Genomic DNA, 25,999 nt, shown 5'->3' on the forward strand with positions numbered 1-25,999 from the left:
ACCAGGCGATTTGACATCGTGCACGCCGACACGTAACTTTATCCAAGTCAGAGCGACACGGACACCGACCCGGGGCTCAGCGGAGACGCTGAGAACGCTCAACGGAAACGTTGGGACAGGGAAACGAGGTAGTACGAGGAGCGCCTGGCGATCGCACTGGTTCGGTTGAGATCCTGGATTTGGTTTCGGGTGATTGGCTGCGCTAAGCTGGTTAAGTTGCCTCGCTGATTGATCGAGCAGATTGCTTGTGAGATGGTGTGTGCGTGTGTTCTTTGAGAACTCAATAGTGTGTCGATGAATGTCAGTGCCAAATGTTTTATTTGGTTCCGGCCCTTTCGTACCCCCGTATGAGATGGGTTGGATATTAGTCAGCAAAAGTTTTTTTGTTGGCGTTTTGTTTTGCTGGGTTTTCGGACTCTGGTTAGATATTTCTGATTCGCCTTTCGGGGTGTTTCGTGAGTCTTCAACGGAGAGTTTGATCCTGGCTCAGGACGAACGCTGGCGGCGTGCTTAACACATGCAAGTCGAGCGGTAAGGCCCTTCGGGGTACACGAGCGGCGAACGGGTGAGTAACACGTGGGTGATCTGCCTCGCACTTCGGGATAAGCCTGGGAAACTGGGTCTAATACCGGATATGACCTGGGGATGCATGTTCCTTGGTGGAAAGATTTATCGGTGCGAGATGGGCCCGCGGCCTATCAGCTTGTTGGTGGGGTAATGGCCTACCAAGGCGACGACGGGTAGCCGACCTGAGAGGGTGACCGGCCACACTGGGACTGAGACACGGCCCAGACTCCTACGGGAGGCAGCAGTGGGGAATATTGCACAATGGGCGGAAGCCTGATGCAGCGACGCCGCGTGAGGGATGACGGCCTTCGGGTTGTAAACCTCTTTCGACAGGGACGAAGCGCAAGTGACGGTACCTGTAGAAGAAGCACCGGCCAACTACGTGCCAGCAGCCGCGGTAATACGTAGGGTGCGAGCGTTGTCCGGAATTACTGGGCGTAAAGAGCTTGTAGGCGGTTTGTCGCGTCTTCTGTGAAAACTTGGGGCTCAACCTTAAGCTTGCAGGGGATACGGGCAGACTAGAGTACTTCAGGGGAGACTGGAATTCCTGGTGTAGCGGTGAAATGCGCAGATATCAGGAGGAACACCGGTGGCGAAGGCGGGTCTCTGGGAAGTAACTGACGCTGAGAAGCGAAAGCGTGGGTAGCGAACAGGATTAGATACCCTGGTAGTCCACGCCGTAAACGGTGGGTACTAGGTGTGGGTTTCCTTCCACGGGATCCGTGCCGTAGCTAACGCATTAAGTACCCCGCCTGGGGAGTACGGCCGCAAGGCTAAAACTCAAAGGAATTGACGGGGGCCCGCACAAGCGGCGGAGCATGTGGATTAATTCGATGCAACGCGAAGAACCTTACCTGGGTTTGACATACACCGGAAACCTGCAGAGATGTAGGCCCCCTTGTGGTCGGTGTACAGGTGGTGCATGGCTGTCGTCAGCTCGTGTCGTGAGATGTTGGGTTAAGTCCCGCAACGAGCGCAACCCTTGTCCTGTGTTGCCAGCGGATTATGCCGGGGACTCGCAGGAGACTGCCGGGGTCAACTCGGAGGAAGGTGGGGACGACGTCAAGTCATCATGCCCCTTATGTCCAGGGCTTCACACATGCTACAATGGCCGGTACAGAGGGCTGCGATACCGTGAGGTGGAGCGAATCCCTTAAAGCCGGTCTCAGTTCGGATCGGGGTCTGCAACTCGACCCCGTGAAGTTGGAGTCGCTAGTAATCGCAGATCAGCAACGCTGCGGTGAATACGTTCCCGGGCCTTGTACACACCGCCCGTCACGTCATGAAAGTCGGTAACACCCGAAGCCGGTGGCCTAACCCCTTGTGGGAGGGAGCCGTCGAAGGTGGGATTGGCGATTGGGACGAAGTCGTAACAAGGTAGCCGTACCGGAAGGTGCGGCTGGATCACCTCCTTTCTAAGGAGCACTTCTACGTAATCCGTCACATAGGTGAGTGTGGTTGCGTCAGAGACCGTTTCGGGAACATTCGTTTTCCGGCGGACGCTCATGGGTGGAACACTGGCAATCTTCGTCGTCGTATGGTTCTTCCTCAGTGGAGGGCCGGCGTTCGAAATATATCGGCACACTGTTGGGTCCTGAGAGAACACGCGAGTGTTTCTTTCATGGGAAACGATAACGACGAGATCTGGTGGTCACGCAGACCGCATTCTTCCTTTTTTTCTTCGGATGGGGGTTGGGTGGGCATGGTGGTGGCGGTTATCTGGATCTTGTGTGTTGTTTGAGAACTGCACAGTGGACGCGAGCATCTTTGTTAGTAAGTGTTTAAGAGCGTACGGTGGATGCCTTGGCACCAGGAGCCGATGAAGGACGTAGGAGGCTGCGATAAGCCTCGGGGAGCTGTCAACCGAGCTGAGATCCGAGGATTTCCGAATGGGGAAACCCAGCACGAGTGATGTCGTGTTACCCGCATCTGAATATATAGGGTGTGTGGAGGGAACGTGGGGAAGTGAAACATCTCAGTACCCACAGGAAGAGAAAACAACAGTGATTCCGTGAGTAGTGGCGAGCGAAAGCGGATGAGGCTAAACCATGCGGATGTGATACCCGGCAGGGGTTGTCCGTGTGGGGTAGTGGGGTCATTCTTCTCGATTCTGCCGAGTCGAGCAACAGTCAGAAACCGTTGGGTTAGTCGAAGTGGTCTGGAACGGCCTGTCGTAGAGGGTGAGAGTCCCGTAGACGAAAACCGAGCGGCTGTTGTGGATGATGCCCGAGTAGCAGCGGGCCCGTGAAATCTGCTGTGAATCTGCCGGGACCACCCGGTAAGCCTGAATACTCCCTGGTGACCGATAGCGGACTAGTACCGTGAGGGAAAGGTGAAAAGTACCCCGGGAGGGGAGTGAAATAGTACCTGAAACCGTGCGCTTACAATCCGTCAAAGCCTGTGCATCCTTTAGTGGGTGGTGGGTGATGGCGTGCCTTTTGAAGAATGAGCCTGCGAGTTAGTGGCATGTGGCGAGGTTAACCCGTGTGGGGTAGCCGTAGCGAAAGCGAGTCCGAATAGGGCGGTTCGAGTCGCATGTTCTAGACCCGAAGCGGAGTGATCTACCCATGGCCAGGGTGAAGCGACGGTAAGACGTCGTGGAGGCCCGAACCCACTTAGGTTGAAAACTGAGGGGATGAGTTGTGGGTAGGGGTGAAAGGCCAATCAAACTCCGTGATAGCTGGTTCTCCCCGAAATGCATTTAGGTGCAGCGTCACGTGTTTCACACCGGAGGTAGAGCTACTGGATGGTCTAGGGGGCCTACAAGCTTACCGAAATCAGCCAAACTCCGAATGCCGGTGTGTGAGAGCGTGGCAGTGAGACTGCGGGGGATAAGCTTCGTAGTCGAGAGGGAAACAGCCCAGATCGCCGGCTAAGGCCCCTAAGCGTGTACTAAGTGGAAAAGGATGTGGGGTCGCGAAGACAACCAGGAGGTTGGCTTAGAAGCAGCCACCCTTGAAAGAGTGCGTAATAGCTCACTGGTCAAGTGATCCTGCGCCGACAATGTAGCGGGGCTCAAGTACACCGCCGAAGCCGCGGCATTCACGCAATACATTCACTTCTCCTTGCGGGGGGTTGTGCAGTGGTGTGGATGGGTAGGGGAGCGTCCTGTGGCCATGGAAGCGGCGGAGTGATCCAGCCGTGGAGGCTACAGGAGTGAGAATGCAGGCATGAGTAGCGAAAGACGAGTGAGAAACTCGTCCGCCGAATGACCAAGGGTTCCTGGGCCAGGTTAATCCGCCCAGGGTGAGTCGGGACCTAAGGCGAGGCCGACAGGCGTAGTCGATGGACAACGGGTTGATATTCCCGTACCCGTGTATCCGCGCCAAATGGTGAATCAGTTGTGCTAAGTATCCAAAAGCGGATGGACCTCCTTCGGGAGGCCGGATGTGGCTGCATACGATCCTGGCTGTAGTAGTCAAGCGATGGGGTGACGCAGGAAGGTAGCTGGGCCAGTCAGTGGTTGTACTGGTGTAAGCCTGTAGGGCGAGACATAGGCAAATCCGTGTCTCATGTGCCTGAGAGGTGATGCGTAGCCGATTGAGGCGAATTCAGTGATCCTATGCTGCCGAGAAAAGCCTCTAGTGAGTTGGTACACGGCCCGTACCCCAAACCGACACAGGTGGTCAGGTAGAGAATACTAAGGCGATCGAGAGAACTGTGGTTAAGGAACTCGGCAAAATGCCCCCGTAACTTCGGGAGAAGGGGGACCAACGCTGGTGACGGAACTTGCTTCCTGAGCTGGTGGTGGTCGCAGAGACCAGTGAGAAGCGACTGTTTACTAAAAACACAGGTCCGTGCGAAGTCGTAAGACGATGTATACGGACTGACGCCTGCCCGGTGCCGGAAGGTTAAGAGGACCGGTTAGCCAGTAATGGCGAAGCTGAGAATTTAAGCCCCGGTAAACGGCGGTGGTAACTATAACCATCCTAAGGTAGCGAAATTCCTTGTCGGGTAAGTTCCGACCTGCACGAATGGCGTAACGACTTCTCAGCTGTCTCAACCACAGACTCGGCGAAATTGCATTACGAGTAAAGATGCTCGTTACGCGCGGCAGGACGAAAAGACCCCGGGACCTTCACTATAGCTTGGTATTGGTGTTCGGTACGGTTTGTGTAGGATAGGTGGGAGACTGTGAAGCGGGCACGCCAGTGTTTGTGGAGTCATCGTTGAAATACCACTCTGATCGTATTGGACTTCTAACCTCGGACCATGATCTGGTTCAGGGACAGTGCCTGGTGGGTAGTTTAACTGGGGCGGTTGCCTCCTAAAATGTAACGGAGGCGCCCAAAGGTTCCCTCAGCCTGGTTGGCAATCAGGTGTCGAGTGCAAGTGCACAAGGGAGCTTGACTGTGAGAGCGACAGCTCGAGCAGGGACGAAAGTCGGGACTAGTGATCCGGCACCGGCAAGTGGAAGCGGTGTCGCTCAACGGATAAAAGGTACCCCGGGGATAACAGGCTGATCTTCCCCAAGAGTCCATATCGACGGGATGGTTTGGCACCTCGATGTCGGCTCGTCGCATCCTGGGGCTGGAGTAGGTCCCAAGGGTTGGGCTGTTCGCCCATTAAAGCGGCACGCGAGCTGGGTTTAGAACGTCGTGAGACAGTTCGGTCTCTATCCGCCGCGCGCGTCAGAAACTTGAGGAAGGCTGTCCCTAGTACGAGAGGACCGGGACGGACGAACCTCTGGTGTGCCAGTTGTCCTGCCAAGGGCACTGCTGGTTAGCTACGTTCGGAAGGGATAACCGCTGAAAGCATCTAAGCGGGAAGCCTGTTCCAAGATGAGGTTTCTCACCACCTTCGAGTGGTTAAGGCCCCCTACAGACCATGGGGTTGATAGGCCAGAACTGGAAGCCCGGTAACGGGTGTAGGTGACTGGTACTAATAGGCCGAGGACTTACCAACAAAGAAGCTACGCGTCCACTGTGCGGTATCTGAAACAACACACAGACACTGCGGCAGACACCCGAAAACACTTTCGGTGTGTATGCGAACCCGGAAGACACTGTCTCGACCGTGAAAACGGTGCAGGGAGTGTGGATCCCGGGTTCGTGCACACACGGAGTGTGGTGGGGTGTCGGCGCTGTTGTGTGGATAGTTTCATAGAGTTACGGCGGCCATAGCGGCAGGGAAACGCCCGGTCCCATTCCGAACCCGGAAGCTAAGCCTGCCAGCGCCGATGGTACTGCACTCGACAGGGTGTGGGAGAGTAGGACACCGCCGGAACATCATTGCGAAAGGCCCCCAACACAGTTGGGGGCCTTTCCGCGTTCCACGACTCTGCGTTCGTGGACGAATTGCCCGGCTGATGTCGGGTGTCGATTTATCGGTCGGGCACCGGGTGGTCGGCCGACCTTAGGCCCTAGACTCGACCGGTGCGCCTCGTGATAGCTCGTTGCCAGGTCGATTATGTCGGTCGTTTGACCGCCCACCTCTCGATGGCCCGCCGTCTGTTGATGATCAAGGCCGACGGTTCGGTGCTGGTGCATTCCGACGGCGGATCGTACAAGCCGTTGAACTGGATGAGCCCGCCGTGCCGTTTGCAGGAACGTCCGGATGACGTGCCCGAAGGTGCCAAGGCCTACTGGGTGGTGACCAACAAGGCCGGCGAAGAACTACGCATCACCATCGAGGAGATCGAACACGACTCCTCGCATGAACTCGGGATCGATCCCGGACTGGTGAAAGACGGTGTCGAGGCCCATCTTCAGGAACTGCTGGCCGAACACGTCCAGACGCTCGGCAAGGGCTACACATTGATCCGACGCGAGTACATGACGGCGATCGGTCCGGTCGACCTGCTCTGCCGTGACGCCACGGGTGCGACGGTCGCGGTGGAGATCAAACGCCGCGGTGAGATCGACGGTGTCGAACAGTTGACCCGCTACCTGGAATTGCTCAACCGTGATCCGTTGCTCGCGCCGGTCGCCGGTGTCTTCGCGGCGCAGCAGATCAAGCCACAGGCCCGCACGCTCGCCGAGGATCGTGGTATCCGTTGTCTCACCCTCGATTACGACGCGCTGCGTGGTACGGAGAGCAACGAATTCCGTTTGTTCTGATCCCACTTCCCGATATCCCGAGTAAGAGATTCATGATCACGGTCGCCACCTGGAATGTGCTGCATCGCGTCCACGCCGAGAACTGGTACGAGGACGTCTCCACCAGGTGGCCGGACGAGTCCGACCGCATCGCCTCGATCAGTGACAGGCTCGGCAAGCGCCAGGAACAGATCATCGCCCTCCAGGAGGTCAGCGGTGATCAGTTGGCGAGCCTGCGTGCGGCCATGCCGGACCGGACCTTCCACACACTGCGTTACCCGCGGGTGCCGAAGTTGCGGCGCGGGCCGACCGCGCTCGATGACCGTGTCGAGCACCTCGTTCTGGCCGTGCGGGATTCGGCCCGCCACATCGCGGCGGAAGCCTTCGAGTGCGACCACGGCAAGGGCGTGCTCGTCATCGCGGTCTCGGGTTTCACGGTGCTCGCCACCCACGTGACCGGCGATCAGCGGCGCTGGGAGCAGCTGGGGCGGTTGCGTGAGCTCGCGCACGACGCGACCGGGCCGGTGGTTCTCCTCGGCGATTTCAATATCGACCGCGAGGCGGTGGCGGAGCGACTCGGACCGGAATTCACGGTGGTCCCGCTGCCCGCCGACGGGTTGCCGACGCGGCCGCGCGACTCGGCATCGAAGTCCCAATTCATCGATCACGTGGTCGTCCGCGGCGCGGTGGCGAGCGACGCGATGGTGGACAGTGCCGATGGTCTGTCGGACCACAACCCGGTCCGCGCGACCCTGGTGCCGATCGAGGGCTGAGATCTCCCGGGCCGAGGTCGCGAATATCCTGGACGACATGCCCCGCCGGAAACCTCCCGCCAGCAGTCAGGATCGGCGATCCGCGCCGCTCGGCGACGTCTTCGGCCGCACCGAATCCGGTCCCGACCGCGACGAGACCTATATCGTGCGCAGCATTCCCGGGAGCCGTGCGGTCAAGACTTACCGGTGTCCCGGCTGTGATCACGAGATCCCGCCCGGGGTGGCCCATATCGTCGCCTGGCAGGCCGACGGTGGTGAGGACGATCGCAGGCATTGGCATCAGGGGTGCTGGAACGGCCGGAGAACCCGTCGCATCACCCGCCGGTGGTCCTGACCTACTCGGCCGTCCGGGCGGACTCGCACTATCGAGGCGGTATGTGACCGGGGCGATGACCCGCCGCATCTCGCGGCGTCCCCGGTCTGCTTCGTCGGCGGCACTGCCCACGGCGTACGTGTCCGGGAATTAGGGAAGGCCGCCCCTGGGAGGGACGGCCTTCGGATGAGCTCTGGTGCTGGTCGTGCGTCGTCGCCCGAGGCGCTCGGACGTCAGTTGGAGATTTCGGCGTTCTCGCGCTCGTCGGCGTCGATGTCCTCGTCGTTGGCCGCTTCTTGGATGGCCTTCGCGCGGGAACCGCCGACGGACTTGGCGTTGCCACTGCCGATCGACTTGCGATCCGGAACACCGTCGAGCAGTTCGCTTTCACGGTTGACCGCGGCGAGCATCGCGGGCACGGAATCGAGCTGACCGCGGATACCGAGCAGCTGGGCGAGCACCCGGCCGCGCAGCACGCGCATCTCCTCGGCCAGTTCTTTCGCGTGCGCGATCTTGCGCTCGGAGGTCTGGGTGGCGGAGGTGATGAGGCGGTTGGCCTCGTCGGTGGCATCCTTGATGCGCTGGGCGGCCTCGGCGCGGCTGGTGGCCTCGAGCTCCTCCATGGCGCGGGTCAGCTTGGTACGCCGCTCCGCCATGGTGACCTCGAAGTCCTGCTGGTTGGCCTTACGCTTGGCATCGGCTTCCTTGCCGAGGCGGTCGGCCTCGGCCTGGGCGGCCTCGATGATCTTGCCGGACTCGGTACGCGCGTTCGCGAGGGTCTGCTCGAATTCGATATCGAGCGCCTCTCGCTTCTCCTTCGTCTCCGCGAGCAGCGACTCGTACTTGCCGCGCATCTCCGTGGCCTGCTGCTCGGCGATCGACACCATTTCTGCGGCCTCGGCCTGCGCGAGCGCGCGGACCTCGGAGGCTTCGTCGGATGCCAATCGCAGCATGCGCGAGATACGGTCGGACATGCCTTCGGCGGTGGTCGGCGGAACCGAGAGTCGGTCGACCTCCTTACGGAGTTCGTCGATCTCGTCCCGCGCGTCCTCCAGTTGGCTTGCGAGGTTACGTGCTTGCGCCGCAGCGGCATCGCGGTCAGTGGCGGTGACCCTCAGCTCCGCGTCGAAGCGGTCGAAGTAGTTGCGTACCTCGTCTTGCGCATAACCCTTGCGCACAACGGTGAAGGGCAGTGCAACGAAGCGATTGCGATCGGACTCAGGTGACGACATGGCACACAAACTACAGCCTACGGCCAGATGATGGTGACTCGACCGCGAATGTGATTCGGATCAGTTTTCCTGCTCCGATCTTGATACTAGTGCGTAACATTCGGGTTCGGTTCGACCAATTCGATCAGCACACCGCCAGCATCCTTCGGGTGGATGAAATTGATGCGGGAATCGGCGGTTCCGTGCCTGGGGGCGTCGTACAGCAAACGTACGCCGCGGTCGCGCAGGTGCGTGGAGACGGCCTCGATATCGGTGACGCGGTAGGCGAGTTGCTGGAGACCCGGGCCGCTGCGATCGATGAACTTGGCGATGGTGGAGTTCGCGTCCAAGGGCGCCAGCAACTGTAGGGCAGTCGCGGAATCGGACGCCGCGGGCAGGGAAAGCATCGCCTCGTGCACGCCCTGGGCCTCGTTCACCTCCCGGTGGGTCTCGATCATGCCGAGATTTTCGGAATACCAGGCGATTGCGGTGTCGAGGTCGGGGACCGCGATACCGACGTGGTCGACGGCGATGACGTAGTCGCCGGGGATGAATTCGGACGTCTCCTGTGCAGTGCTCACTACTCGACGGTAGCGCGGACCTCCGGAGACACGCCCGGTGTGGGCAAGCTACCGTTGAGTACAAGGCTTTGTCGTCGTGCCGCGACGGTGCTCCCCGGTGGGCCCGGTCCGTCCGACCCGATCTACTGAATTCGAGGCTCCCCGTGACCACAACCGTCATCGTCTCCGGTGCGCGTACCCCCATCGGTCGCCTGCTCGGCGGCCTGAAGAGCTTCAGCGGTTCCGACCTGGGCGGCTTCGCAATCAAGGCGGCGCTGGAGAAGGGCGGCGTCTCGCCCGAGCAGGTCGACTACGTGATCATGGGTCAGGTGCTGACCGCGGGCGCGGGACAGATTCCGGCCAGGCAGGCCGCGGTCGCCGGTGGCATTCCGATGGATGTCCCCGCGCTCACCCTCAACAAGGTGTGTCTGTCGGGTATCAGCGCGATCGCTCTCGCGGACCAGTTGATCCGGGCGGGCGAGTTCGAGATCGTCGTCGCGGGCGGCCAGGAGTCGATGAGCCAGTCACCGCATCTGCTGGAGAAGAGCCGCGAGGGGTTCAAGTACGGCGACGTCACGTTACGCGACCACATGGCATACGACGGCCTGTACGACATCTTCACCGACCAGCCGATGGGCGCGCTGACCGAGCTGGGCAACGACAGGGATTACGTCGCCCGCGAGGACCAGGACGCGTTCGCGGCGGCCTCGCATCAGCGCGCGGCGGCGGCCTGGAAGAACGGCGTCTTCGACGACGAGGTGGTGCCGGTCGCGGTGCCGCAGCGTAAGGGTGATCCGGTGCTGATCACCGAGGACGAGGGCATCAGGGCCGACACCACGACGGAATCGCTGGCTAAGCTCAAGCCCGCGTTCCGCAAGGACGGCACCATCACCGCGGGTACGGCGTCGCAGATCTCCGACGGCGCCGCCGCCGTCGTGGTGATGAGCAAGGCCAAGGCCGAGGAGCTGGGGCTGAGCTGGATCGCCGAGATCGGCGCCGCGGGCGTGGTGTCCGGCCCGGATTCGACCCTCCAGGCCCAGCCCGCCAACGCCATCGCCAAGGCCTGTGCGCGCGAGGGCATCTCGCCGTCGGATCTGGATCTGATCGAGATCAACGAGGCCTTCGCGGCGGTCGGTATCGCCTCGGCGCGCCAGCTCGGCATCGATCAGGAGAAGGTCAACGTCAACGGTGGCGCGATCGCCGTCGGCCATCCGCTCGGTATGTCCGGTGCGCGCATCCTGCTGCACCTGGCGTTGGAGCTGAAGCGTCGCGGTGGCGGCGTCGGCGCGGCCGCGCTGTGCGGTGGCGGCGGTCAGGGTGACGCGCTGATCGTCCGCGTTCCGGCCTGAGAGTTGAGTAAAGCCTCCGCGAACACTCTTTCGCCGAGGTAGATGTCTGGACACCGCCGCCGGATCCTCCGGCGGCGGTGTCCGTTTCGTCCGATGTGACGGGTACAACTACGTATCGTCGTAGTATTTGCGGCACAATGGGCGCCATGGGTTACTTCGATCTGCGCAGCGTTGCCGGTAGGTTCCGATTCTTCGCGGTGCTCGAGGCACTGTCGTGGTTGGGCCTGTTGATCGGAATGGCGTTCAAGTACATTCCCGATCCGGGCAACGAGATCGGCGTGAAGATCTTCGGACCGATCCACGGCGCCGTCTTCGTCCTGTTCTTGATCAGCGCGCTGATGGCCGCGCGCGAATTGCGCTGGAACTGGCTGACCACCATCCTGGCTCTGCTGTCGAGCATCCCGCCGTTCTTCACCGTGGTCTTCGAGGTCTGGGCGGTGCGCACCGGCAGGCTCGGCACGCTCGAAACCGTCGACTCGACCGGCACCGCGGCAGCTGCCGGCGCGGCGTCGTGACAAACTGGATGCCGTGACTCGACCTGCCGCACGTCGTCCTTCGCCAGCCGCTGCCGCCGCCATGTCCGGGGCAGTGGATCTGTCCAGTCTGAAGCAACCCCCCGCCGGTAGCGCGGGCGCCGATCACGCGGTCTCGGTGGCGGATTTCGAGACCAAGGTGCTGCGTCGTTCGACGCAGGTGCCCGTGGTCGTCGTGCTGTACTCGCAGCGCAGCCCCGGCAGCGTCGAACTCGTCCGCACGCTGGAACGTTTCGCCGCGGCCGACGGCGGCACCTGGGATCTGGCCACCGTCGAGGCCGAGAGCAATATGCAGATCGCGCAAGCGCTGCGGGTACAGGGCATTCCTACCGTGGTCGCGATCGCGGGCGGACAGCCGCTGGCCGATTTCGAGGGCGCGCAGCCCGAGGAACAGGTGCGGCAGTGGCTGGACGCGGTGATCGATGCCGTCGCGGGCAAACTCGAGGGCGGCGAGCCCGGCGAGCCCGAGCCCGTCGAGGATCCGCGCTTCACCGCCGCCGAGGACGCGCTCGAACGCGGTGACATGGCGGGCGCCGAAGCCGCGTACGAGGCGATCATCGCCGCCGAACCCGCCAACGCGGAGGCCAAGAACGCGCTGCGGCAGCTGCGATTCCTCGCCCGCGCGCAGGAGGTGCCGGAATCGACCATCGCCGACGCGGACCTCGATCCCACGAATGTCGATCTCGCGATCGGCGCCGCCGATCTCGAACTGCTCGGCCAGCAGCCGGAAGCGGCCTTCGAGCGGCTGATCGGTGTGATCAAACGCACGGCGGGCGACGACCGGACGAAGGCCCGTACCCACCTGCTCGAACTCTTCGAACTGTTCGATCCGGCGGAAGCTTTCGTCGTCGCGGCCCGTCGCAAACTGGCCGCCGCGCTCTACTGATCTCGAATTCGGCCCCGCGTCGCTGTGCGATAGCGGGGCCGTTCTCGTCGGCGCGGGATGTGGAGCCGGGGCAGCTGTCGGAGTGCACTCGCCCGGCTGTGCGTCACCGGATCAGGCGGGCGGTCCGGCCAACCAGACCGCGCTGTTGGGAGCCAAGGCCACCGTCGCCGAGACCGGACGGCCGTGCCACGGTGTGTCGTCGGTCTTCACCGAGCCCATGTTCCCGACACCCGAGCCGCCGTAATCGGCCGCGTCGGTATTGAGGATCTCGGTCCACTCACCCGAGGACGGCAGTCCGACGCGGTATTCGCCGTGAACGGCACCGGAGAAGTTGTACACGCAGGCGATGACCGAACCGTCGGACCCGTAGCGCAGGAACGCGAGCACATTGTTCTCCCGGTCGTTCGCCTCGATCCAGGAATGCCCGCCGGGATTGGTGTCCTGACTCCACAGGGCCGAATGCGCCCGGTAGACGCTGTTCATGGCCGACACCGCGTCGGAGATGCCGCGGTGCAGCGGATTGTCCAGCTCGGCCCAGTCCAGGCCGCGATCGTGGGACCACTCGCGGAACTGACCGAAGTCCTGGCCCATGAACAGCAGTTGTTTGCCCGGATGCGCCCACATGTATGCGAGCAGCGCGCGGACGCCCGCGGCCTTGGCGAAATCGTCGCCGGGCATGCGGGTCCACAGCGTGCCCTTGCCGTGCACCACCTCGTCGTGGCTGATGGGCAGAACGTAGTTCTCGCTCCACGCGTACATCAGCGAGAAGGTGATCTCGTTGTGGTGCCAGTTGCGGTGGATGGGATCGCGCCCGAGGAATCCGAGCGTGTCGTGCATCCAGCCCATATTCCATTTCATCGAGAACCCGAGCCCGCCGACGTCGGTGCCACGGGTGACGCCGGGCCAGGTGGTGGATTCCTCGGCGATGGTGACGACACCGGGATGGTGCCGGTGCACGGTGTCGTTGAGGTCCTGGAGGAAGTCGACGGCTTCCAGGTTCTCCCTGCCGCCGTACACATTCGGTTCCCACTCGCCTTCCGAACGCGAGTAGTCCAGGTAGAGCATGGAGGCGACGGCGTCGACGCGCAGCCCGTCGATGTGGAACTCCTCGATCCAGTACCGCGCGTTGGCGACGAGGAAGTTGCGGACCTCGTTGCGGCCGAAATCGAAGATGTAGGTGCCCCAGTCGAGTTGCTCCCCGCGACGCGGGTCCGGGTGCTCGTAGAGGGGAGTGCCGTCGAATCGGGCCAGCGCCCAGTCGTCGCGCGGGAAATGGGCGGGCACCCAGTCCAGCAGGACGCCGATTCCGGCGGCGTGCATGCGGTCGACGAACGCGCGGAAATCGTCGGGCGATCCGAAGCGCGAGGTGGGCGCGTAGTACGAGGTGACCTGGTACCCCCACGAGCCGCCGAAGGGATGTTCGGCCACCGGGAGCAGTTCGATATGGGTGTACCCGGCCGCGGTCACGTAATCGGCGAGCTGGTCTGCGGCTTCGAGGTAGGACAGGCCCGGTCGCCAGGAGCCGAGGTGCACTTCGTAGACGCTCATGGGCGCGCGCGTCGGGTCGGCGCGTTCGCGGCGTTCGATCCAGTCGCGGTCGCGCCACTCGTGTGCGCTCGCGGCGACCACGGATCCGGTGGCGGGCGGGAGTTCGGTGGCGAAGGCAAGCGGGTCGGCGTGATCGACGGTCCGGCCGTCGGCACCGTGTACCCGGTACTTGTACCTGGCGCCGATGCCGACGCCGGGCACGAAGACCTCCCACACCCCGGAGGAACCCAGCGCGCGCATCGGCGCGGAGTTGCCGCTCCAGCCGTCGAAATCGCCGACGACGGTGATGCCGCGGGCATTGGGCGCCCACACCGCGAACGAGGTGCCGTCGACCTCGCCGTCCAGTGTCGTGTAGTGCCGCGGGTGGGCGCCGAGCACCTCCCACAGCCGGTCGTGTCTGCCCTCGCCGATGAGGTGCAGGTCCAGGTCGCCGACGGTGGGCAGGAAGCGGTAGCCGTCGGCGCCGATCACCCGCTGGCCGCCGCGATAGGTGGTCACGACGCGGTAGTCCATGATCTCCGGATACGGCAGCGGCGCGGCGAAGACACCGTGCCCCATCGACGTCAGCGGATGTTCGGTGTCGCCGACCCGTACCGCGACCGACTCGGCGTGCGGGCGCAGGACGCGCACCACCGTGCCGTCCGGATGCGGATGCGCGCCGAGCACGGTGTGCGGGTCGGCGTGGGTGCCCGCGGCGAGCAACATCAGATCGCGGCGGTTGATGGTGGCCGTGCGGTTCATGTGAACGACTTCCGGTAGGCCAGTTCGGTGCGTGCCTGCTGCGGCACCGGGGGCAGGGCGATGATGTGGGCGACCGCGCGCGCGGGATCGAGGCGGACGTAATTCGTCTGCGCCCAGTGGTATTCCTCACCGCTGACCTCGTCGACGACCACCGGGTGGTCGTGCCATTCGCGACCGATCGCGGGCAGGTCGAGGGAGAGGAATCCCTGTTCGGCGCCGTAGGGGTTCAGATTCACCACGACGAGCACCGCGTCCCCGGTGGCCGGATCGAATTTGGAATACGCCAGCAGGGCGTCGTTGTCGACGTGATGGAAACTCAGGCAGCGCAACTGTTGCAGTGCCGGATGGTTGCGGCGGATCTCGTTGAGCCTGGTCAGCCACGGCTCCAGCGATTCTCCGCGCGCCAGCGCCTCGGCGAACGGTCGCGGGCGCAGTTCGTATTTCTCCGAATCCAGATATTCCTCACTGCCCGGCCGCACCGCCTGGTGTTCGAAGAGTTCGAAACCGGAGTACACACCCCAGGTCGGGGCCAGCGTCGCCGCGAGCACCGCGCGGATCGCGAACATGCCCGGCCCGCCGTGCTGGAGGCTTTCGTGCAGGATATCGGGGGTGTTGACGAACAGATTGGGTCTTGCCTCGTCCGCCTTGGCCGCCAATTCGTTGCCGAATTCGGTCAGCTCCCACTTGGCCACCCGCCAGGTGAAATAGGTGTAGGACTGGCTGAAGCCGCGCCGGGCCAGGCCGTAGAGACGGGCGGGGCGGGTGAACGACTCCGACAGGAAGACCACATCGGGATCGCTGCGCCGCACCGTGCAGATCAGCCACTCCCAGAAATCGGCGGGTTTGGTGTGCGGGTTGTCGACGCGGAAGATCTTGACGCCCAGCGAGATCCAGTGCCGCACCACACGCAACACCTCGGCGTAGAGGCCGTCGGGATCGTTGTCGAAATCGATCGGGTAGATGTCCTGGTACTTCTTCGGCGGATTCTCGGCGAAGGCGATGGTGCCGTCGGGCAGGGTGGTGAACCATTCGGGATGCGAGGCCACCCAGGGGTGATCGGGTGCGCACTGCAACGCCAGGTCCAGCGCCACCTCCATGCCCGAACGCGCGGCGGCGGCGACGAATTCGGCGAAATCGGATTCGGTGCCGAGCGCGGGATGGATCGCGTCGTGGCCGCCGTCCTCGGATCCGATCGCCCACGGCGAACCGACGTCGTCGGGTTCGGCGGTCAGGGAGTTGTTGCGGCCCTTGCGATTCACCGTGCCGATCGGGTGGATCGGCGGCAGGTAGACGACATCGAACCCCATCGCGGCGATGCGCGGCAGATCCTTGATCGAGGTGGCGAAGGTGCCGTGCACCGGTGTGCCGTCGGCGTCGCGCCCGCCGGTGGAGCGCGGGAAGAATTCGTACCAGGAACCGAAGAGCGCGCGCGTCCGCTCGACCGACACCGTGTGCAGCGGACCCCTGGTGACCAGATCCCGCAACGGAGTGGCCCGCAGGATCTCGGCCACCTCCTCGGAGAAGGCGGGCGCGACCCGCGCCGGCAGCTGTTCGTCGGCGCGCAACGCGACCGCGACCGCGCGTAGGCGCTCGAACTGCTTCTTGGGGACGGCCTGCGCGGCGCGTTCGAACAACCGCGCGCCGCGTTCGAGATCGTTGGCGAGGTCGACGGCGCTCTGACCGACCGAGAGTTTCGCCTCGACGGCATGTCGCCAGGTGGCGATCGGATCGCTCCAGCCTTCGACACGGAAGGTCCACGCACCGATCACGTTCGGGACGAACAGCGCGTTGAACACGTCGGGTTCCGGATCCGGCGCCATCCGGATCCTGGTCACCCGGGAAGCACCCGGCGCGCGCACCGCGAGCGTGGCGGCGACGGCGTCGTGGCCTTCGCGCCACACCACGGCGCGCACCGGGAAAACCTCGCCCACGGCGGCCTTGGCCGGTCTGTGTCCAGGTCCAGCGGACGGGGAGGTGTCATCGATGGCGATGCGGCCGGTCACGGGGACCAACCTACCGCCAGCGGGCCGCGCGGACGTGATCAGCGGCCAGGCGGGCTCGCACCGGCGGCCCGATGACCCGTCGCGGCCGACGAGCGAACCCACCGCTTCCCGGTATCCGGGCCCGGTCGACGGGGCTCGGGGCGCGCGCGAGTGACCTGCGTCGCCGGGAGAGAGGGGTAGTCGAATATTCGGTATGGTTCGCCTGGTGAAGGCACTTCGTCGTTTCACCGTCCGTGCCCATCTGCCCGAGCGACTCGCGGCCCTGGGTGAACTCTCCACGAATCTGCGCTGGTCATGGCACTGGCCGACGCAGGATCTGTTCCGTGAACTGGATCCGGCACGCTGGCGCGACGTCGGCCACGACCCGGTCAGGATGCTGGGCGAGGTGCCCGCCGCGCGGCTCGACGAACTGGCCGCCGACGCGGACTACACCCGTCGGGTCGACGAGGCCGCCGCCGATCTGCGCGGCTACCTGGACTCGCCCGGCTGGTTCCAGCGAACCGAACCCGGGGTGCGCGGCATCGCCTACTTCTCGATGGAGTTCGGCGTCACCGAGGTACTGCCGAACTACTCGGGAGGTCTCGGCATCCTGGCGGGCGACCACCTCAAGGCGGCCTCGGACCTCGGGCTGCCGCTGATCGCGGTCGGGCTGCTCTACCGGTCCGGTTACTTCCGTCAGTCGCTGTCGGCGGACGGCTGGCAGCTCGAGCACTATCCGGCGCTCGACCCCCAGGGCCTGCCGCTGCGTCTGCTCACCGCCGACGGTTCGCCCGTGCTCGTGCACGTCGCGATCCCGGATCAGCGGGTGCTGCGGGCCAGGGTGTGGATCGCCCAGGTCGGCCGGGTGCCGCTGCTGCTGCTGGATTCCGATATCGCGGAGAACGATCCGGAACTGCGCGCGGTCACCGACCGGCTCTACGGCGGCGACCAGGACCATCGCATCAAACAGGAGATTCTGGCCGGGGTGGGCGGGGTGCGGGCGGTTCGTGCCTACACCAACGCCCAGGGGCTGCCCGATCCCGATGTCTTCCACATGAACGAGGGGCACGCGGGGTTCCTCGGCGTCGAACGGATCCGCGAATACGTCGCGGGCGGACTCGATTTCGACACCGCGCTGGCCGCCGTGCGCGCGGGCACCGTCTTCACCACCCACACCCCGGTGCCCGCGGGCATCGACCGATTCCCGATGCCGCTGGTGCGCCGCTACTTCGGCGGGGCGCACGGCGAATCGGAATCCGCGCTGCTGCCGGGGCTTTCGGTGGACCGGATCGTGTCGCTCGGGCGCGAGACCGATCCCGAATTCTTCAACATGGCGCATATGGGTCTGCGACTCGCCCAGCGTGCCAACGGTGTGTCGAAACTGCACGGCGAAGTCAGCCGTTCGATGTTCTCCGCGCTGTGGCCCGGATTCGACGCGTCCGAGGTGCCGATCGGATCGGTCACCAACGGCGTACACGCCCCCACCTGGGCGGCGCGCGAATGGCTCGACAAGGCGCGTGAGCATGTCGGAGCGGAACTGGTGGAGGAGGCGCGCGGCTGGGAGCGGCTGCGTGACGCGCCGTTGGGCGAACTCTGGTCGACCCGGAACACCCTGCGCGCCACCCTGATCGACGAAGTGCGCCGTCGGGTGCGGGCCTCCTGGCTCGAACGCGGTGCCGCCGAGGCCGAATTGGGCTGGGTCGAGCAGGTTTTCGATCCGAACGTGCTGACCATCGGATTCGCGCGTCGGGTGCCGACCTACAAGCGCCTGACGCTGATGCTGCGCGATCCGCAGCGGCTGCGGTCGCTGCTCCTCGATCCGGAACGACCGATGCAGCTGGTGGTGGCCGGTAAGAGTCATCCGGCCGACGACGGAGGCAAATCGCTGATCCAGCAGGTGGTGCGGTTCGCCGACGACCCGGAGTTGCGTCACCGCATCGTCTTCCTGCCCGATTACGACATGTCGATGGCCCGCTACCTCTACTGGGGATGCGATGTGTGGCTGAACAATCCGCTGCGCCCGCTCGAGGCCTGCGGTACCTCCGGCATGAAATCGGCACTCAACGGCGGACTCAATCTCTCCATCCGGGACGGCTGGTGGGACGAGATGTACGACGGGGAGAACGGCTGGGCGATCCCGACCGCCGACGGCGTGTCCGACGAACATCGCCGTGACGATCTGGAGGCGGCGGCGCTCTACGAACTGCTCGAGCGCACCGTCGCACCCCGTTTCTACGATCGCGACGAGCAGGGCATGCCGGTGCGTTGGGTCGAGATGGTCCGCCACACCTTGCAGACCCTCGGCCCGCAGGTGCTCGCCTCCCGCATGGTTCGCGACTACGCCGTGCAGTACTACGCGCAGGCGGCCGCCGCTTATCGCGCGGCCACCGATGACGAATTCGCGGGCGCGCGCGCCGTTTCCGAGTATCGGCGGCGGGTCGAAGCCGCGTGGCCCTCGGTCAAGGTGGTCAACGTCGACAGTGCGGGCCTGCCCGACACCCCCGTCATCGGGGCCGAGCTGTCGTTGACCGCGCGGATCGATCTCGGTGGTCTCTCGGTCTCCGATGTCGCGGTGCAGGCCGTCCTCGGTCGCGTCTCCACGGCCGACGATCTGTCCGACACCACCGTGGTCGCGATGTCGCACGTCGGTTCGGATTCCGGGCTGGAACTGTTCTCGGTGCGGACGCCCGTTCCGCTGTCGGGTGCGGTCGGCTACACGGTCCGGGTACTGCCGCACGACGAGTTGCTCGCCTCGGACGCCGAACTGGGGCTGGTGGCGGCGCCGAACGCCTGATCCGGACGCGACGCCGGACGGATCACCGTCCGGCGAATCGTCGGCTACCGTGAGAGATCAGGGCCACCGATGTGCTGACCCGTACCCGCGGTCGTGTCGACGCGTACTTCGGCGTCAGCGAGAACGGTTCCACCATGCGGCGCGAGCTGATGGCCGGAACGGTGACGTTCCTTGCCATGTCCTACTTGCTCGCGGTGAATCCCGCGGTACTCGGCGACCAGGGCGCGCTCGGCGACAAGGGCATCCCCATCCAAGCGGTGTTCACCGCCACTGCGGCCACCGCGGTCTTCGGCACACTCGTGATGGGGCTGTGGGCCCGCTATCCGATCGCGCTCGCGCCGGGAATGGGGCTCAACGCCTTCTTCGCGTACTCGGTGGTGCTGGAGATGGGTATTCCGTGGCAGGTCGCGCTGTCGGGGACCTTCATCTCCGGCGTCGTGTTCTTCGTGCTCGCGGTCACCAAGGTCCGCGAGCGCATCCTGAACGCGATACCGATGCCGATGAGATTCGCGGTCGGCGCGGGCATCGGCATGTTCGTCGTCTTCCTGGTCATCGGATGGCACGGAGCGGTGCTCTACGGCATCGTCCTGACGGCCGGACTCGGCATCGTCACCGGTCTGGTCGACCTGCCCGACGGGATCGCCGCTCAGATGGCCGTCGTCATCCTGACCATGCTCTTCGTCGACTTCTTCGACTGCGGCGGTACCCTGATCGGCGTCGCCAACCAGGCGGGTCTGCTCGACGAGGACGGCAAACTGCCGCGCGCGGCCAGCGCGTTCGCCGCGCATTCGGTGGGCACCATGGCGGGCGCCGTCATCGGCACGTCGACCACCACCGCGTATGTGGAATCGACCGCGGGCGTCTGCGGGCGGCCGGACCGGATTGACGGCGATCTCCACGGCCGGATGGTTCCTCGTCGCGATGTTCTGCTACCGGTGTTCGCGGTCGTGGCGGGTTCGCCGGAAATCACCGCGCCCGCGTTGATCGTGGTCGGCGTCCTGATGTCGCGGGCGCTCGGCGAGATCGATTGGAACCAGCTCGAGTATTCGATACCCGCCTTCATCACCGTCGTGATGATGCCGCTCACCTATTCGATCGCCAACGGCCTGGCCATCGGCATGCTGTTCTATCCCGTCGTGATGGTCGCGAAGGGACGGGTCAGAGATGTGTATCCCGCGATGTGGGTGCTGACGGTGGTACTCCTCGGCTACTTCTTCTTCCTGGCCGAATAGGGATTCCGGTCGCCCGGCCGGACCCGCTCGAGCCGGGGATCGGCGTCAGCTCCCGCAGGGGCGTGTAGCACCAGCAGTGACGTCGCGCCGTGATGGAACTCGTATTCGGTGGCGCGCAGACTCGTTTCGATCCCCTTGTCGTGCAGTTCTCTTCGAAGATGAATCAACAGCTCGTCCTGTGGCCGACCGAGGTTGTCGACCAGCGGGTAGAGCCGGGTCTCGCCGCTCGCGACCCGTGACAACTCGAGCAGCGCCGCCACGTGGAATTCGGCGTCGAGGCGATCGGTGTAGCTGAACAGCAGGTGCGAACTGAGGACGAGGTCGAAACTGTTGTCGGCGAAAGGCAGTGAGGGCAGGCTCGCGGCGATGTAGCGGTGCGGGTTGGTGGTGATGTCGGTCCCGAATCCGGCCGCGGCGGCGGCGCGCATCGCGTGATGCCGGTCGGGTGAGCCGTACCAGTCCCACTGGTAGCCGTCGTGATGTGCGCGCGCCCACGCGCTCGCGCGATCGGTCTCGGCGAGTGCCAGCGCGCGCAGCTCGGCGGGCGGGCGGGCGTAGATCGGATCCGCGGCGGTGACAGATGCACCGAGTTCGCTCGCCTCGGTCGTGAAACTCGCCGCTCCGCCGGGGCAGTCGAGAATCCTGCGGTCACGCAGTTCGGTGTCGGTGAGTGCGAAGATTGCCCGGTATTCATCCAAAGACCTTGCGCTGATCAGGAATTCGCCGAGCACATCGGCGTCGGGTTGAGGCTCCATCCGGTCACGTTCTCACGGGCGGCCCGAGTGCGAAAGGGAATATGCGATAGCGATCCCCGCGCCGCGTGCAGGGCGTGGCGCGGGGATGGCCGACATCTCCGACGCGGGCCCTGTGGGTCGCGCCGGAGCATCGGGTCGAATCTACTTCTGCGCGGAAGCGAACGGGGGGAGGGGCGCGCGGTGTGTCGGCCGGGATTCAGTTCGCCGTCAAGCGCTGTAGCGCTTTGACGACCACCTCCGGGTTCGAGGTCTCCCAATAGGGCGGCAACGACGCGCGCAGATACCCGCCGTATCGTGCTGTCGCCAAACGGGAATCGAGGATGGCGACCACACCGCGATCATCGACGCTGCGCAACAGGCGTCCGGTGCCCTGTGCGAGCAGCAGGGCCGCGTGATTCGCCGCGACGGCCATGAATCCGTTCCCGCCACGCGATTCGACCGCGCGCTGGCGTGCGGTCAGCAGCGGATCGTCGGGCCGGGGGAACGGAATACGGTCGAGGATCACCAGACTCAGCGACGGCCCGGGGACGTCGACGCCCTGCCACAGCGACAGCGTGCCGAACAACGAGGTCTCCGGATCGTCGGCGAATTTGCGCACCAGGGCCCCGGTCGAATCGTCACCCTGACACAGAATGGGGGTGTCGATCCGCTCGCGCAGCGCCTCGGTGGCGGCCTTGGCGGCGCGCATCGAGGAGAACAGCCCGAGGGTGCGTCCGCCCGCCGCGGTGATGAGCCGCTCGATCTCGTCGAGGTAGGTGGGGGCGAGGCCGTCGCGGCCGGGCGCGGGCAGGTGTTTGGCCACGTAGAGGATTCCGGATTTGGCGTGGTCGAACGGCGAGCCGACGTCGAGGGAACTCCAGCGCACCGTGTCGGCGTCCGATGGCGCCTCGGCGCCGTTCGCGGCGCCGGTGTCCGAGCGTGCCGAGGAGCGCGCGGGCAGGCCCCAGGTGATCGCGAGTCCGTCGAAGTTGCCGCCGATCTGGAGCGTGGCCGAGGTCAGCACCACCGTCGCGGTGCCGAACAATCGGGCACGCAACAGTCCGCCGACCGAAAGCGGGGCCATCCGCAGCGTTTTACGCGCCACGCCACGGATATCGTCGGCGGCCAGCCAGATCACGTCGCGGCGCGCGGCCGGATCGGGTTCGTCGAAGGCGGTGAGCGCGCGCACCGCGCTGTCGTGCACTTCATCGATCGCGGCCAGGGCCTGGGTGCGGGCGGCAGCGGCGTCCTGATCGCCCTGCGCGCCGCTGCTGCCCGGCGGGTTCAGTGCCGTGCGGGCGTTCCACGCGGCGTCGCGAACCAGCGCGAGCGCGGGGGCGACGCCGTTGGGCATGGTGTCCCACCGCGCGCCGGGAAGTTCATCGAGGATTTCGTGCCAAGCCTCGGCCGCGCCCTCCAGACGATCGACTTCGCGTTCATCGATGAGTTTGGTGCAGCGACGGGCGGCCGCGCTGATGGCGGCGGGAGCCAACTCGGCGGTGGCCACGCCGGTGACACGATCCACGAGTTCGTGCGCCTCGTCGATGACGACGACATCGTGTTCGGGCAGGATCTGGATTCCGCTGATGGCGTCGATCGCGAGCAGGGCGTGATTGGTGACCACGATGTCGGACTGCGCGGATTCGGCGCGCGCGCGTTCGGCGAAGCAGTCCTGGCCGAACGAGCAACGCGATTTGCCGAGGCATTCGCGCGACGACACGCTGACCTGGCGCCAGGCCCGATCGGTCACGCCAGGGGCGAGTTCGTCGCGGTCGCCGGTCTCGGTGTCGGAAGCCCATTCGTTGAGCCGCTGCACTTCGCGGCCGAGCCGGGAGATGGCGAAGGCGTCGAAGAGTTCGGCCTCGGCGGGCTCCTCCGGCAGCACGCTGTTGATCTTGTTCAGACAGAGATAGTTGTTGCGGCCCTTGAGGATCGCGAATTTCGCCTGCCTGCCGAGTTTGCCGCTCAGCGCGTCGGCGAGCCGGGGCAGGTCGCGGTCGACCAACTGCCGTTGCAGGGCGATCGTCGCCGTCGACACGATGACGGTGCGCCCGGTGCGGACCGCGTGCCGCAGACTCGGCACGAGATAGGCGAGGGATTTACCGGTGCCGGTCCCCGCCTGCACCGCGAGGTGCTCCTTGGTATCGATGGCGTGGTCGACCGCCGTCGCCATCGTCACCTGCCCGTCGCGTTCCTTACCTCCGAGCGCCTGCACGGCGGTGGACAACAGCTCCGGGACGGACGGCAGTTCGGGCACGCGAGCAGCCTACTGCGCGGCACCGACACTGTCGGCGGACCGGCCCCGCCGCCTCGCGAACGGTCGCGTTATCCGATCGTGCCGGACAGGACGATCCCGGCGGCGCGGAGCCGGTCGAGCGCGTCGGCGGTGGTCGCGGGGGAGACGCCCGCGGTGAGATCGAGCAGCACCCTGGTGTCGAACCCCGCCGCGTTCGCGTCCAACGCGGTGGCGCGGACACAGTGATCGGTGGCGATCCCGACGACGTCGACCTCGCCGATATCCCTGGCGCGCAACCAGTCCGCGAGAGTCGCGCCGTCGGCGGCCGCGCCCTCGAAACCCGAATAGGCGGCGGAGTACTCGCCCTTGGAGAAGATCTCCTCGATCGGCGAGGTGTCCAGATTCGGATGGAATTCCGCGCCGGGCGTGCCGACCCGACAGTGCGGCGGCCACGAATCGACGTAGTCGGGCCGCTCGGAGAAATGCGCGCCGGGATCGATGTGGTAATCGCGGGTCGCGACGACGGCGGCGTAGTTCGCGCCGGTCAGATAGTGGCTGATGCGTTCGGCGACCGCGCTGCCGCCATCGACGGCGAGCGAGCCGCCCTCGCAGAAGTCGTTCTGCACATCGACGATGATCAACGCCCGATTCATGACGCATTACCTTTCGCCCGGTGTAAACGAAGACTACGCCGCGAGGCTATTACCTTGTGCCGCCGTTCACTCGGTGGAAGAGCAGAGGAGGCTTCATGAGCAAGAACACGGTGCGGATCCTGGCCGCCGTCGTGATCGGCTACGGCGCGTACGCCACGATGGGATGGATGATCGGGGCGCGCCCGGACAGCGTCTTCGATTGGATCGAGTCGGCGGTCAAGGGATTCCTGTTCGTCGGTGTCGCCGTCTACGTGGTGATACTGGCGGGCAAACGCAAACAGCGGGCGCGCGAGGTGAGTGAGTCGGATCGGGCGACTCCGTGACCACGGCGAGAATCGGGGCGGGTTTCGCGGCGTACTGGGCGGTGTTCGCCGCGTTGTCGTTGTCGCTCGCGAATTTCGGTTGGGTGGTCACGATGGTCGGACTGGGCGCCGTCGCCCTGGTCGGCGGCGGCGCGGCGCGGTGGTGGTGCGGTCTGCTCAGCCCACGAACGTCGTCGGGACGGCGGGCTCGCCCGCGGACAGTTTCAGCCCCTCCCACGGCAGGCTGACCAGCCCGCGCGCGACCAGATCGCGGCTCTCGGTCAGCGTCGGCAGGTTGTCGAGCACCTGGCCCGCGCCGACCAGCGGAACCTGGAGTTCGCGGACGTCCGATCCGGACGTCTTCGGTTTCGGGCCCGCCGCGGGATAGATGATCTCCTCGATGATCGTCCCGGTCGAGCGCGCGAGCCGCACGGCCTTCTTGGTACCCCCGCGCGACTCCTTGTGACTGCTGCGTTTGGCGACCGGAACACCGTCGACCTCGACGAGTTTGTAGACCATGCCCGCGGTCGGCGCACCGGACCCGGTGACCAGCGAGGTTCCGACGCCGTACACGTCGACCGGTTCGGCGCGCAGCGCGGCGATGGCGTATTCGTCGAGATCGCCGGAGACGACGATCCGGGTCGATTTCGCGCCGAGCGCGTCGAGCTGATCCCTGACCTGTCGCGCCAGTACGCCGAGATCACCCGAGTCGATACGCACGCCGCCGAGTTCCGGACCGGCCACCTCCACGGCCGTCGCGACGCCACGGGTGATGTCGAAGGTGTCGACCAGCAAGGTCGTCCCGACGCCGAGCGCGGCGACCTGACTGCGGAACGCCTCGGCCTCGTGCGCCCCGTCCGCGCCGCTGTGCAGCAGAGTGAAGGCGTGCGCGCTGGTGCCCGCGCCGGGGATGCCGAAACCGCGCACCGCCTCCAGATTGGAGGTCGCGTCGAATCCGGCCAGATACGCGGCCCGCGAACTCGACGGCGCTGCCAGTTCGTGGGTGCGCCGCGATCCCATCTCGATGGTCCGTCTGCCCGCGGCCACGCTGACCATTCTCGCCGCCGCCGAGGCGATGGCGCTGTCGTGGTTGAGCACGGACAGGGCGAGGGTTTCCAGGACGACGCATTCGGCGAAGCTGCCGCGCACCGACAGGATCGGCGAACCGGGGAAATACAGTTCGCCTTCGCGGTAGCCGTCGATATCGCCGGTGAAGCGGTAGTCGCGCAGCCAGTCGACGGTGCGCCGATCGAGGAACGGGGCGACGACCTCGAGTTCCCGCTCGCCGAAACGGAATCGTGGCAGGGCGTCGAGCAGTCGGCCCGTCCCCGCGACGACGCCGTAGCGGCGGCCGTTGGGCAACCGCCTGGCGAACACCTCGAAGGTGCAGCGGCGGTGCGCCGACCCGTCGGCGAGGGCGGCGGCCAACATGGTCAATTCGTACTGATCGGTCAGCAACGCGGTGCTGGCGAGGTCGTCGCGGATCTCCACCCGAGCAACTGTAGACAGCCGACACCCGGTGCGGGGAACGACGCGGATGTGGTGCC

General features: G+C 65.0%; 17 protein-coding genes and 3 rRNA genes. 12 read left to right on the plus strand and 8 right to left on the minus strand.

Annotation, left to right across the window (positions count from 1 at the left end):
* Positions 1-463: 463 nt before the first annotated feature.
* From OG225_RS00005 to OG225_RS00030, 6 genes are all read left to right on the plus strand, one after another.
* Positions 464-1,982: ribosomal RNA gene (locus OG225_RS00005) — 16S ribosomal RNA — on the plus strand.
* Positions 1,983-2,338: 356 nt separating this feature from the next.
* Positions 2,339-5,472 (plus strand): 23S ribosomal RNA (locus tag OG225_RS00010).
* 204 nt (positions 5,473-5,676) lie between these two features.
* A 5S ribosomal RNA gene (gene rrf, locus OG225_RS00015) occupies positions 5,677-5,793 on the plus strand.
* The 16S, 23S and 5S rRNA genes sit together here, the layout of an rRNA operon.
* A 149-nt stretch (positions 5,794-5,942) precedes the next feature.
* Complete coding sequence (gene nucS, locus OG225_RS00020; RefSeq protein WP_405179859.1) at positions 5,943-6,626, plus strand: endonuclease NucS; 684 nt, start codon at positions 5,943-5,945, stop codon at positions 6,624-6,626.
* A 32-nt stretch (positions 6,627-6,658) separates the two neighbouring features.
* Positions 6,659-7,378 carry an endonuclease/exonuclease/phosphatase family protein gene (locus OG225_RS00025; protein ID WP_405179860.1) on the plus strand — a complete coding sequence of 240 codons (720 nt, stop codon included), beginning with the start codon at positions 6,659-6,661 and terminating at the stop codon, positions 7,376-7,378.
* Between the two features lie 37 nt (positions 7,379-7,415).
* The gene (locus OG225_RS00030) at positions 7,416-7,712 is read left to right on the plus strand and encodes an ATP/GTP-binding protein (protein ID WP_109523500.1); all 297 of its coding nucleotides are present in this window, start codon (positions 7,416-7,418) and stop codon (positions 7,710-7,712) included.
* A 212-nt stretch (positions 7,713-7,924) separates the two neighbouring features.
* Here OG225_RS00030 and OG225_RS00035 read toward each other — a convergent pair whose 3' ends face one another.
* Both OG225_RS00035 and mce read right to left on the minus strand, forming a co-directional pair.
* Positions 7,925-8,923, minus strand: a complete 999-nt coding sequence (locus OG225_RS00035; protein WP_109523499.1) for a hypothetical protein — start codon at positions 8,921-8,923, stop codon at positions 7,925-7,927.
* A gap of 86 nt (positions 8,924-9,009) precedes the next feature.
* Entirely contained in the window at positions 9,010-9,483 is a 474-nt protein-coding gene (gene mce, locus OG225_RS00040) for a methylmalonyl-CoA epimerase (protein ID WP_405179861.1), read from the minus strand.
* A gap of 143 nt (positions 9,484-9,626) precedes the next feature.
* Here mce and OG225_RS00045 point away from each other — a divergent pair, with 143 nt between their 5' ends.
* The 3 genes from OG225_RS00045 (at position 9,627) to OG225_RS00055 (ending at position 12,230) form a co-directional block, all read left to right on the plus strand.
* Positions 9,627-10,811 (plus strand): acetyl-CoA C-acetyltransferase, encoded by a 1,185-nt coding sequence (locus tag OG225_RS00045; protein WP_405179862.1) that lies wholly within the window; start codon positions 9,627-9,629, stop codon positions 10,809-10,811.
* 146 nt (positions 10,812-10,957) lie between these two features.
* Complete coding sequence (locus OG225_RS00050; protein ID WP_405179863.1) at positions 10,958-11,326, plus strand: DUF3817 domain-containing protein; 369 nt, start codon at positions 10,958-10,960, stop codon at positions 11,324-11,326.
* A 61-nt stretch (positions 11,327-11,387) separates the two neighbouring features.
* On the plus strand, positions 11,388-12,230 hold the full coding sequence (locus OG225_RS00055) for a tetratricopeptide repeat protein (RefSeq protein WP_405179864.1): 843 nt from the start codon (positions 11,388-11,390) through the stop codon (positions 12,228-12,230).
* Between the two features lie 111 nt (positions 12,231-12,341).
* On the opposite strand, the gene glgB is transcribed toward OG225_RS00055, so the two are convergent.
* Together glgB and OG225_RS00065 are read right to left on the minus strand one after the other, a co-directional pair.
* Positions 12,342-14,519, minus strand: coding sequence for a 1,4-alpha-glucan branching protein GlgB (gene glgB, locus OG225_RS00060; protein WP_405179865.1), 2,178 nt, complete (start codon positions 14,517-14,519; stop codon positions 12,342-12,344).
* Complete coding sequence (locus OG225_RS00065; RefSeq protein WP_405179866.1) at positions 14,516-16,522, minus strand: maltotransferase domain-containing protein; 2,007 nt, start codon at positions 16,520-16,522, stop codon at positions 14,516-14,518. The genes glgB and OG225_RS00065 overlap by 4 nt, the downstream gene beginning before the upstream one ends.
* 205 nt (positions 16,523-16,727) lie before the next feature.
* Between OG225_RS00065 and glgP the strand changes: the two genes are divergently transcribed.
* Positions 16,728-19,295, plus strand: coding sequence for an alpha-glucan family phosphorylase (gene glgP / locus OG225_RS00070; RefSeq protein ID WP_405179867.1), 2,568 nt, complete (start codon positions 16,728-16,730; stop codon positions 19,293-19,295).
* 71 nt (positions 19,296-19,366) lie between these two features.
* Positions 19,367-20,527 (plus strand): NCS2 family permease, encoded by a 1,161-nt coding sequence (locus OG225_RS00075; RefSeq protein WP_405179868.1) that lies wholly within the window; start codon positions 19,367-19,369, stop codon positions 20,525-20,527.
* On the opposite strand, the gene OG225_RS00080 is transcribed toward OG225_RS00075, so the two are convergent.
* The 3 genes from OG225_RS00080 to OG225_RS00090 form a co-directional block, all read right to left on the minus strand.
* On the minus strand, positions 20,503-21,282 hold the full coding sequence (locus OG225_RS00080) for a methyltransferase domain-containing protein (protein ID WP_405179869.1): 780 nt from the start codon (positions 21,280-21,282) through the stop codon (positions 20,503-20,505). The two genes, OG225_RS00075 and OG225_RS00080, sit on opposite strands and share 25 nt — an antisense overlap.
* 196 nt (positions 21,283-21,478) lie before the next feature.
* Entirely contained in the window at positions 21,479-23,518 is a 2,040-nt protein-coding gene (locus OG225_RS00085) for an ATP-dependent DNA helicase (protein WP_405179870.1), read from the minus strand.
* A 68-nt stretch (positions 23,519-23,586) separates the two neighbouring features.
* Entirely contained in the window at positions 23,587-24,150 is a 564-nt protein-coding gene (locus OG225_RS00090; RefSeq protein ID WP_405179871.1) for a nicotinamidase, read from the minus strand.
* Between the two features lie 95 nt (positions 24,151-24,245).
* On the opposite strand from OG225_RS00090, the gene OG225_RS00095 reads away from it, so the two are divergent.
* Positions 24,246-24,473 (plus strand): hypothetical protein, encoded by a 228-nt coding sequence (locus OG225_RS00095; protein WP_405179872.1) that lies wholly within the window; start codon positions 24,246-24,248, stop codon positions 24,471-24,473.
* Positions 24,474-24,629: 156 nt separating this feature from the next.
* Here OG225_RS00095 and OG225_RS00100 read toward each other — a convergent pair whose 3' ends face one another.
* Positions 24,630-25,943 carry a nicotinate phosphoribosyltransferase gene (locus tag OG225_RS00100; RefSeq protein ID WP_405179873.1) on the minus strand — a complete coding sequence of 438 codons (1,314 nt, stop codon included), beginning with the start codon at positions 25,941-25,943 and terminating at the stop codon, positions 24,630-24,632.
* Positions 25,944-25,999 lie beyond the last annotated feature (56 nt).

Source organism: Nocardia sp. NBC_01377 (assembly GCF_045040005.1).
Taxonomy (GTDB): Bacteria; Actinomycetota; Actinomycetes; order Mycobacteriales; family Mycobacteriaceae; genus Nocardia; species Nocardia noduli.

Excerpts from the sequence above, each read along its gene's own strand:
- glgB (WP_405179865.1), bottom strand. The coding sequence starts at position 14,519 with ATGAACCGCACGGCCACCATCAACCGCCGCGATCTGATGTTGCTCGCC.
- OG225_RS00090 (WP_405179871.1), bottom strand. The coding sequence starts at position 24,150 with ATGAATCGGGCGTTGATCATCGTCGATGTGCAGAACGACTTCTGCGAG.
- OG225_RS00035 (WP_109523499.1), bottom strand. The coding sequence starts at position 8,923 with ATGTCGTCACCTGAGTCCGATCGCAATCGCTTCGTTGCACTGCCCTTC.
- OG225_RS00080 (WP_405179869.1), bottom strand. The coding sequence starts at position 21,282 with ATGGAGCCTCAACCCGACGCCGATGTGCTCGGCGAATTCCTGATCAGC.
- OG225_RS00055 (WP_405179864.1), top strand. The coding sequence starts at position 11,388 with ATGTCCGGGGCAGTGGATCTGTCCAGTCTGAAGCAACCCCCCGCCGGT.
- OG225_RS00025 (WP_405179860.1), top strand. The coding sequence starts at position 6,659 with ATGATCACGGTCGCCACCTGGAATGTGCTGCATCGCGTCCACGCCGAG.
- OG225_RS00095 (WP_405179872.1), top strand. The coding sequence starts at position 24,246 with ATGAGCAAGAACACGGTGCGGATCCTGGCCGCCGTCGTGATCGGCTAC.
- OG225_RS00050 (WP_405179863.1), top strand. The coding sequence starts at position 10,958 with ATGGGTTACTTCGATCTGCGCAGCGTTGCCGGTAGGTTCCGATTCTTC.
- OG225_RS00030 (WP_109523500.1), top strand. The coding sequence starts at position 7,416 with ATGCCCCGCCGGAAACCTCCCGCCAGCAGTCAGGATCGGCGATCCGCG.